Raw genomic sequence first — 9449 nt, 5'->3', positions numbered from 1 at the left:
GAGACCGCCGCGCTCGCCATCGACAACCCGGCCCAGATCGAAGGCGCTCTGAAAGGCGCCTTCGCGGTCGTGAACTGCGCGCCCTACCACCTGACTATCGCCGTCGCCCGCGCCGCCAAGGCCGCCGGCGCCCACTACCTCGACCTCACCGAGGACGTGGCCTCCAGCCGGGTCGTCCGCGACCTGGCCGCCGACGCCACCACCGCCTTCATCCCGCAGTGCGGCCTGGCGCCCGGCTTCATCACCATCGCCGCCTGGGACCTGATCAAGCACTTCGACCAGCTGCACGACGTGCGCCTGCGGGTCGGCGCCCTGCCGCGCTATCCGTCGAACGCGCTGAACTACAACCTCACCTGGTCGACCGACGGGGTGATCAACGAGTACTGCGAGCCCTGCGAGGCGATCACCAACGGCAAGCTGCGCGAGACCCCCGCCCTCGAAGAGTGCGAGGAGTTCGCCCTCGACGGCGTCACCTACGAGGCCTTCAACACCTCGGGCGGCCTGGGCACCCTGTGCCATACGCTCGACGGCCAGGTACGGAACCTCAACTACAAGACCATCCGTTACCCAGGCCACGCGGCGATCATGAAGGCGCTGCTGAACGACCTGAACCTGCGCAACCGGCGCGACGTGCTCAAGGACATCCTGGAGAACTCGGTCCCGGCCACCATGCAGGACGTGGTCATCGTCTTCGTCACCGTCTCGGGGATGAAGAAGGGCCACCTGATGCAGGAGACCTACGTCAACAAGGTCTTCTCCCAGGAGGTCGGCGGCGAAGTGAAAAGCGCCATCCAGATCACCACCGCCGGCGCCATCTGCGCGGTGCTGGACATGCTGACCGACGGCTCGCTGCCGGCGAAGGGCTTCATCCGCCAGGAAGACATCCCGCTGCACGCCTTCCTCGCCAACCGCTTCGGGCGCTATTACGCGGGTGATGAGCCGGCGACCCTCCGCGCCGCTGCCGAGTAAGAGTCCCCATGACCGTCCAAGCCAAGATCACCTCCGCCGCGGCCGAAGCCGCCCAAGTCCTCGCCCGCCTCGGCGTCGCCGAAGCGCTCTGGACCGGCGGGAACCGCCCGGTCCGCTCGCCGATCAGCGGCGAGGTGATGGCCCACGTCCACGACGCCTCGAAGGCCGAGGTCGACGCCGCCATCGAGGCCGCCCACGACGCCTTCCTCGCCTGGCGCAACGTCCCCGCGCCCCGCCGCGGCGAACTGGTCCGCCTGCTCGGCGAAGAACTCCGCGCAGCCAAGGCCGACCTGGGCGCCCTCGTCACCCTGGAGGCCGGCAAGGTCACCTCCGAGGCCCTGGGCGAAGTCCAGGAGATGATCGACATCTGCGACTATGCGGTCGGCCTCTCCCGCCAGCTGTTCGGCCTGACGCTCGCCACCGAGCGGCCGGACCACCGGATGATGGAGACCTGGCACCCGCTGGGCGTGGTCGGCATCATCTCGGCCTTCAACTTCCCCGTGGCCGTCTGGTCTTGGAACTCGGCGCTGGCCTTCGTCTGCGGCGACGCCTGCGTCTGGAAGCCGTCGGAGAAGACCCCGCTGACGGCGCTCGCCACCCAGGCCCTCTTCGAGCGCGCCTGCGCCAAGTTCGGCGACGTCCCGGCCGGCCTGTCGTCCGTCGTCATCGGCGGCCGCGAGGTGGGCGAGGCCCTGGTCGACCATCCGAAGGTGCCGCTGGTCAGCGCCACGGGCTCCACGGCCATGGGCCGCGCCGTCGGCCCGCGCCTGGCGGGCCGCTTCGCCCGCGCGCTCCTGGAGCTGGGCGGCAACAACGCCGCCATCATCGCGCCCTCGGCCGACCTCGACCTCGCCATCCGCGGCGTCGCCTTCGCCGCCATGGGCACCGCCGGCCAGCGCTGCACAACGCTGCGGCGCCTGTTCGTGCACGAGAGCGTCTACGACGCCTTCGTCCCGCGCCTGAAGGCCGCCTACGACACGGTGCCGGTGGGCGACCCCCGTGCGGAGGGCGCCCTCGTCGGCCCGCTGATCGACGCCCAGGCCTTCGACCTGATGCAGACCGCTCTCGCCGACGCCAAGGCGGCCGGCGGCGCCGTCACCGGCGGCGACCGCGTCGACATGGGTGAGGCTTTCTACGCCCGCCCGGCCCTCGTCGAGATCGACCGCCAGGCCGACGTCGTGAAGCGCGAGACCTTCGCGCCGATCCTCTACGTCATGAAGTACGCCGACCTGGCCGACGCCATCGCGCTGCAGAACGACGTGCCCCAGGGCCTGTCGTCGTCGATCTTCACCAACGACATGCGCGAGGCCGAACTCTTCATCTCGGCCAAGGGCTCGGACTGCGGCATCGCCAACGTCAACATCGGCCCCTCGGGCGCCGAGATCGGCGGCGCGTTCGGCGGCGAAAAGGAAACCGGCGGCGGCCGCGAGGCCGGCTCCGACTCCTGGAAGGCCTACATGCGCCGCGCCACCAACACGATGAACTACGGCCGCACCCTGCCCCTGGCGCAAGGCGTCAAGTTCGACGTCTAGCCCTCTCTAAAGAACGTCATGGCCGGGCTTGTCCCGGCCACCCATGATCGCAGGCGTCGCCGGTTCGCATCGGCGGCGCCGCTTTCATTTGTTGACCACGGAGATGATGGGTCGCCGGGACAAGCCCGGCGATGACGAGCGGGTGGGATAGGGTCCGAATACCGCGAGACCCGCCCCGCCCGCTGCATAACGATCGCGCGTGTTCCGCCTGATCGGCCCCGACGGCCAGCCGCACCTCAGCGAAACCCCCGGAACCCTCGGCGGGCACCGCCGCCTGAGGGGCTATGGCCGCCTGGACTGCCCGAGCGCGCTGCGCTGGATCGCCAAGGGCCACTACGTCCGCCACCGCGTCTTCTTCGCCGACGAAGCCACGGCGCTCGCCGCCGGCTACCGCCCCTGCGCCCGCTGCCTGCCCGAGCGCTATGCGGCGTGGAAGCGCGCCTCGGCCTGACCGTTCGCTCAAACAGGCGTTTGCCTCACCTCGCGTCGCTTGGCACAATCGGGCTTTCAGCGCTCCCCATTTTGAAAGACAGAACACTTTGACCCTTTCCCCCCCGGCGGCCAACGCGCCCGTCGATCCCCTGTCGTCCGTCGACGCCCTGATCGAGGGGCTGGGCTCGGTCGGCTACATCGCCTCGCGCCGGATCGCGACGGCGCTCTTCATGTCGGTGAAGCTGCAAAAGCCCGTCCTGGTCGAAGGCTCGGCCGGCGTCGGCAAGACCGAGCTCGCGCTCTCCACCGCCACCCTGCTCGGCCTGCCGCTCATCCGCATGCAATGCTACGAGGGCCTGGACGAGTCCAAAGCGCTGTACGAGTGGAAGTACGGCAAGCAGCTCCTCTACACCCAGATCCTGAAGGACCGGATGGGCGAGCAGCTGGCGGACGCGCCCAACATGGAAGCGGCCATGGACCGCCTCCACGGCATGGGCGACCTGTTCTTCTCAGAGCCCTTCCTCGAGCCGCGGCCCTTGATGCGCGCGCTGCGCGAGGACGCCGGCTGCGTGCTCCTCATCGACGAGGTGGACAAGTCGGACGAGGCCTTCGAGGCCTTCCTGCTCGAAGTGCTCTCCGCCTACCAGGTCTCGGTGCCGGAACTGGGCGTGATCTCGGCCAAGACGCCGCCGCTGGTGTTCCTGACCTCGAACAACGTCCGCGACCTGGGCGACGCGCTGAAGCGCCGCTGCCTGCACCTGCACATCCCGCTACCCGAGGCGGCGCTGGAGGAGCGGATCGTGGCGTCCCGCGTGCCGGGCATCGAGGCGCGCCTGACCCGCGAGTTGGTCGGCTTCGTCCAGTCGCTGCGGACCATGGACCTGCGCAAGGCGCCGTCGATCTCCGAGACGGTGGACTGGGCCCGCGCGCTGATCCTCCTGCACGCCGACAGCCTGAGCCCCGACGTGGTGCGCGATACGCTCAACGTCATCCTGAAGTTCGAGCAGGACATCACCGCCGTCGAACCCCAGGTCGTCGAGTTGCTGCACAAGCGCTAGCGCCATGCAGCACACGCTCGAACAGTTCTTCCGCGCGCTCCGCGCCGCCGACGTCCGGGTCTCGCCGGCGGAGGCGATCGACGCCTCGCGGGCGGTGACCGTGACCGGTTTTTCGGACCGCACCCTCTTCAAGGACGCGCTCTGCTCCACGCTGGCCAAGTCGGCCGACGAGGTCGACCGGTTCGACTCCGTCTTCGAGACCTTCTTCGCCCGCGACGCCATCTCCATCCCGCCGCCGTCGGCCAGCCCCCAAGGCGAGCCCAGCGACGCGGACATGGCCGCCACCGAGAGCTCGCCGCTGGCCCAGGCGGTGATGCAGGGCGACTCCGCGGCCGTGCAGCAGTCGATGGAGGAGGCCGCGCGCCGGGCCGGCGTCGCCGACATCCGGCTCACCACCCAGCGCTCGCGCCTGACCCGGCGCCTGCTCGAGGAGATGGGCCTGGAGGAGATCGAGCGGATTATCGCCAACGCCCGGCGCATGCCCGGCCAGGAGGGCCTCGCCGACCGCCTGGACGAGGCCCGCCGCAACCTGTTTGCCGAAGCCCAGCAGTACGTCGCCCGCCAGCACGACCTCTACGCCGCCGGCTCGGCCCGTGAGCTCCGCGAAGAGCGCCTGGCCCGCAAGCAGCTCAACGCCGACGGCGGGGTCGATCCGATCGACTACCAGCTGATGGCGGCGCTGGTGAAGAAGATGGCCAAGCGCCTGGCCGCCAAGTACTCGCGCCGCCGACGGACGGCTCAGCGCGGCCACCTCGACGTGCGCAAGACGCTGCGCCGTTCCATGGCCTACGGCGGCGTGCCGTTCGAGATCGAGTGGAAAGTCAAGAAAGTCGACAAGCCGTCGATCGTGGCGATCTGCGACGTCTCCAAGTCGGTGGCCGCCGCCGCCCAGTTCCTGCTGACCTTCCTCTACTCGCTGAACGAGGTGGTCGACCGCATGGACGCCTTCGCGTTCTCCGGCCGGCTGATCAGCGTGAACGACATCCTGGACGACCACGGCGTCGAGCAGGCGATCTTCAAGGTGCTGCAGCAGATCGGCTTCCAGCAGACCGACTACGGCCGCGCCCTGCAGGACTTCTCGGAGCAGCACCTGGACCGGCTCGACCGGCGCACCACGGTGATCATCCTGGGCGACGGCCGCTCGAACTTCGCCGATCCGCGCCTGGACCTGATGAAACAGATCCACGACCGCAGCCGCGCGGTCATCTGGCTAAACCCCGAGCCCGAGAGCTACTGGGCCCAGGGCGACAGCGTCATGCACCGCTACGCCCGCTTCTGCCACGTGGCCAAGCAGTGCGGAACGCTCGAGCAGCTGGAACGCATCATCGACGACGTGCTCAGGAGCTACGTCCCGCACTGACGTCTGCCGCCCGCTTCACCTTCAGCGCCGCGGCGATTTGCTCCTGCCGGACGCGGTTGATCGCGTAGGGCATGAACACCAGGGCGCCCACGACGCACAGGGTGGCCGGAAGGAAGCCCCACGCCAGGATCAGCTTGCCGACCACCTCCTCGGGGATCGTGGCGCCCACCTTCGTGCCGGCCTCGCGCGGGAAACGCATCAGGTCGAGCGCGAAGCCGCCCAGCATGGTGCCCATGCCCGCCGCGGCCTTGCCGGCGAAGCCCAGGCCCGAGAAATAGAGGCCCTCCCGGCGCGAGCCGAAGCGGTATTCGTGCTCGTCGGCGGCGTCGGCCATCATCGACGGCAGGGTGATGAAGATCAGGCCCGAACCGACGCCCACGATGAGCGTGGTCCCGATCAGCCAGGGCAGGGCCTCCGCGCCCGTCGGCGCGAAGAGGCCGAGCGCCCGCAGCGCGGGCAGGATCATCCAGGGCACGATCACCAACGCGAACCCCCACATCATCGCCGTCTTCTTCTCCATGCGGCGCAGGAGCAGCGGCGTGATCGGAATGCCGGCGGTGATGCCGGCCAGGAGAGCGTAGGCGACCAGCTGGACCGTCTCGGGCCGCAGCTTCCAAACAAAGACGTAGGTGTGGTTGTTGAGCGCGGCGTTCAGCCCGGCCGAGCTCGAGAAGATCAGCATCGAGAAGAAGAGGATGCGGAACGACGGGTTCTTGAAGATCTCGCGGAGCTCGCCGGGCAGCCGGGGCAGCATCGGCTCGGCCGGCTCCATGGGCTGGGGCAGCGAGGCCGCATAGCGCCAGATGCCCAGACAGCTGATCATGGCGCCCGCCAGGATCACGCTCGCGATGGTCCAGCCGAAGGCGGGGTAGACCGCGCGCTGCTGCAGGCCGCCCTCGCCGACGAAGAAGAAGGTGAATGCCAGCCAGGTGATCAGGACACTGGCGATGATCCCGCCGAGCAGGCGATAGCCGACGATCCGGGCCCGCTCGACATACTCGTCCGCCATCTCCCCGCCCAGGGCGAAGTAGGGGATGTTGAACATCGACGCGAAGGCCCTGACGCCCATCTTGGTGAGCGTCAGCCAGATGAACAGCAGGAAGGGCGTCAGCGCCAAGGGCGGTGTGAACAGCAGTCCCATGGTGACCATGGTCAGCGGCGCTCCCACCAGCATCACCGGCAGGCGCCGGCCGAACCGGGACCGCACGCTGTCGGACCAGGATCCGATCAGGGGATCGGCGGCGGCGTCCAGACACATGCTGATGGCGAGCGCCGTGCCGACCAGGGTTCCCGAGAGGCCGAGGACGGCGGTGTAGTAGAAGAAGATGAAGGTGTTGACGGCGAGGTAGCCGGACTCGACCACCTGTCCCACGCTGTAGAAGAACTTCACCGACGCCGGGGGCCTGAGCCCGCCTTCGTGCACGGGGGCCTCGGGGGCCGGCACGTCAACGCCTTCTGCGACCGCCAAATGCTGTCCTCCTGAGGGGTTCCTAGGCCTTGGCGGTCCGCTTGCGCCGCAGGGCCGCCGTGACCAGTTCGTGCCGCGCTCGGGTGATGGCGTAGGGCGCGAAGACGATTGCGCCCAGCACGCAGAGCACCGAGCAGAACGGGCCCCAGGCCAGCACCAGGCCCGCCAGCACGCTCTCGTCGATCACGGCGTCGACCTGGCGGCCCAGCTCACGGGGGAAGTTCAGGAGGTCGAGCGCGAAGCCGCCCACCATCGTGCCGACGCCCGCGGCGGCCTTGCCCGCGAAGCCCAGGCCGGAAAAGAACAGCCCCTCCCGCCGCGAGCCGAACAGGTGCTCGTGCTCCTCGGCCGCGTCGGCCATCATCGAGGGGAAGGCGATGTAGACCAGTCCCGAGCCCAGCCCGACGGCGAGCTGGGTGGCCGAGAGCCACGGGATCGCCTCTGCGCCGGTCGGCGCGAAAACGCCGGTGGCCCGGGCGACGGGCAGCAGCGTCCAGGCGATGGCGACTGTGGCGAAGCCGATCATCGCCACGGCCTTCTTCTCCATCCGGCGCAGCAGGAGCGGCGTCAGCGGCACGCCCAGCGTGATGCCGAAGAGCAGCGAGTAGGTCAGCACCTGGATGGTCTCGGGCCGCAGCTTCCAGACGAAGACGTAGTTGTGGTTGTTCAGCGCCGCGTGCGCGCCCGCGGCGCTCGCGAACACCAGGAGCGCGAGGAACAGGGTGCGGAACGAGCCGTTTCGGAACATCTCCACGATCTCGCCCGGCAGGCGGCGCGCCATGGACTGCGGCCGATGCTGTGGCTGCGGCAGGCCGACCGAGTAGCGCCAGATGCCGGCGATCGAGATCAGCGCGCCCACGACCACGAGCGTCGCGATGGACCAGCCGAACTCCGCATAGTTGTCGGGGCGCTGCAGGCCGCCCTTGCCGGCGAAGAAGACGCTGTAGGCCAGGGCCGTGATCAGCACCGTGGCCGCGATCCCGCCCAGCAGCCGGTACGCCACGATCTTCGAGCGCTCGGCGTAGCCGTCGGCCATTTCGCCGCCGAGGGCGAAGTAGGGAATGTTGAACACCGAGGCGAAGGCCCGCAGCGACCCCTTCGCCACGAGGAGCCAGAAGAACAGCAGGAACGGCGAAAGTCCGGACGGTGGCGTGAACAAGAGCCCCATGGTCACCATCGTCAACGGCGCGCCGATCAGCATGACCGGCAGCCGGCGGCCGTGCTTCGAGCGCACGCTGTCTGACCAGGAGCCGATGATGGGATCGAGCGCCGCGTCCACGCACATGCTGATCGCCACGGCCGCGCCGACCATGCTGCCCGAGAGGCCCAGCACCGCCGTGTAGTAGAAGAACACGAAGGCGTTGACCGCCAGGTAGCCGGACTCGACCACCTGTCCGACGCTGTAGAAGAACTTCACCGAACCCGGCGGCCTCAGCTCGCCATCGGCCTGTACGCCAGCGGCCGCCGGAACGGCCCCTGCTTCCTCCGTAATCGCCACGTCGTCTGCCTTTCGCGCGGCTTGTCTTGTCGCAAGGACGGTACGCTCGCGGCGCCTGCTGGCAACCGTGACCCCACGTCAGGGCGGTCAGTGCGTCGCAACGCCGCGACGTTCGCGGAGAAGGGGACGGTGTACGCGGGGTGAGGCGCGACGCCCTCACCACACGTCGATGAACGGCCGCTTCTTGCCCTCGCGGCGCGGCGGGACGGGACACGCCTTCAGGCCCCGCAGCAGCCAGGCGCGGGTCTCGGCCGGGTCGATGACGGCGTCGATCTCCACCACCGAGGCGACCGAGAGCGCCTTGCCGGTCTCGTACATCCGGCCGACCAGCTTCTCGAACAGCGCCTGGCGGGCCTCGGCGTCGGGCTGGGCGTCCAGTTCCTTGCGGTAGCCCAGCCGCACCGCGCCCTCGAGCCCCATCGGCCCGAACTCGGCGGTCGGCCAGGCCACGGTCATGGCGGGGGCCGAGAAGTCGCCGCCGGCCATCGCCTGGGCGCCCAGGCCGTAGCCCTTGCGCAGGACGACGGTGAACAGCGGCACGGTCAGGCTGGTGGCCGTCACGAAGAGGCGCGAGCCGCGCCGCACCGCCGCCGTCGTCTCGCTCTGCGGGCCCACCATGAACCCCGGCGTGTCGCACAGCGACACCACCGGCACGTCGAAGGCGTCGCACAGCTGCAGGAAGCGCGCGCCCTTCTCCGCGCCCTCGGAATCGATCGCACCGCCCAGGTGGCGCGGGTCGTTGGCAATCAGGCCCAGCGGGCGTCCCTCCACACGCAGGAAGCCCGTGATCATGCCCCGGCCGTAGCCGCCCCGCAGCTCCAGCCAGGTCCCGGTGTCGGCCAGGCCGCGGATCACCTCGCGCACGTCATAGGCGCGGACCCGGTTCTCGGGGATCAGGTGGCGCAGGCGGCGCTGGTCGTCGCAGGCCCAGTCGCGCACCGGCCCTTGGAAGACGCCCAGCAGCTGCCGGGCCGCGGCCGTCGCGGCCGCCTCGTCCTCGACGAGCAGGTCGATGGCGCCGTTGGCGTACTGGACCTCGGCCGGCCCGATCTGGTCGGGCGTGAACACGCCCAGGCCGCCACCTTCGATCATCGCCGGGCCGCCCAGGCCGATGTTGGAATAGCGGATCGCC

At 69.6% G+C, this 9449-nt stretch carries 8 protein-coding genes; 5 read left to right on the top strand and 3 right to left on the bottom strand.

Annotated elements, in window-relative coordinates:
* From VGD44_RS19070 to VGD44_RS19050, 5 genes are all read left to right on the top strand, one after another.
* Positions 1–969, top strand: a 969-nt coding sequence (locus tag VGD44_RS19070) for a saccharopine dehydrogenase family protein (protein ID WP_331089957.1), incomplete at its 5' end; no start/stop codon positions are given.
* 8 nt (positions 970–977) lie between these two features.
* Complete coding sequence (locus tag VGD44_RS19065) at positions 978–2501, top strand: aldehyde dehydrogenase family protein (protein WP_331089956.1); 1524 nt, start codon at positions 978–980, stop codon at positions 2499–2501.
* A gap of 199 nt (positions 2502–2700) precedes the next feature.
* A complete protein-coding gene (locus VGD44_RS19060) occupies positions 2701–2952 on the top strand; it encodes an Ada metal-binding domain-containing protein (RefSeq protein WP_331089955.1) in 252 nt (83 codons plus the stop codon).
* Positions 2953–3040: 88 nt separating this feature from the next.
* Entirely contained in the window at positions 3041–3991 is a 951-nt protein-coding gene (locus VGD44_RS19055; RefSeq protein ID WP_331089954.1) for a MoxR family ATPase, read from the top strand.
* A gap of 4 nt (positions 3992–3995) precedes the next feature.
* Positions 3996–5351 carry a vWA domain-containing protein gene (locus VGD44_RS19050; RefSeq protein WP_331089953.1) on the top strand — a complete coding sequence of 452 codons (1356 nt, stop codon included), beginning with the start codon at positions 3996–3998 and terminating at the stop codon, positions 5349–5351.
* On the opposite strand, the gene VGD44_RS19045 is transcribed toward VGD44_RS19050, so the two are convergent.
* The 3 genes from VGD44_RS19045 to VGD44_RS19035 form a co-directional block, all read right to left on the bottom strand.
* Complete coding sequence (locus tag VGD44_RS19045) at positions 5329–6819, bottom strand: MFS transporter (protein WP_331089952.1); 1491 nt, start codon at positions 6817–6819, stop codon at positions 5329–5331. The two genes, VGD44_RS19050 and VGD44_RS19045, sit on opposite strands and share 23 nt — an antisense overlap.
* A 22-nt stretch (positions 6820–6841) precedes the next feature.
* The gene (locus VGD44_RS19040) at positions 6842–8317 is read right to left on the bottom strand and encodes an MFS transporter (protein ID WP_331089951.1); all 1476 of its coding nucleotides are present in this window, start codon (positions 8315–8317) and stop codon (positions 6842–6844) included.
* A 156-nt stretch (positions 8318–8473) separates the two neighbouring features.
* Positions 8474–9449: carboxyl transferase domain-containing protein (locus VGD44_RS19035; protein WP_331089950.1), on the bottom strand; the 976-nt coding region annotated here is incomplete at its 5' end.

Source organism: Phenylobacterium sp., from assembly GCF_036402295.1.
Taxonomy (GTDB): Bacteria; Pseudomonadota; Alphaproteobacteria; order Caulobacterales; family Caulobacteraceae; genus Phenylobacterium.
The sequence above is the reverse complement of the archived record's forward strand: the minus strand, read 5'-3'. Positions and strand labels throughout refer to the sequence as shown.

Excerpts from the sequence above, each read along its gene's own strand:
- VGD44_RS19065 (WP_331089956.1), top strand. The coding sequence starts at position 978 with ATGACCGTCCAAGCCAAGATCACCTCCGCCGCGGCCGAAGCCGCCCAA.
- VGD44_RS19050 (WP_331089953.1), top strand. The coding sequence starts at position 3,996 with ATGCAGCACACGCTCGAACAGTTCTTCCGCGCGCTCCGCGCCGCCGAC.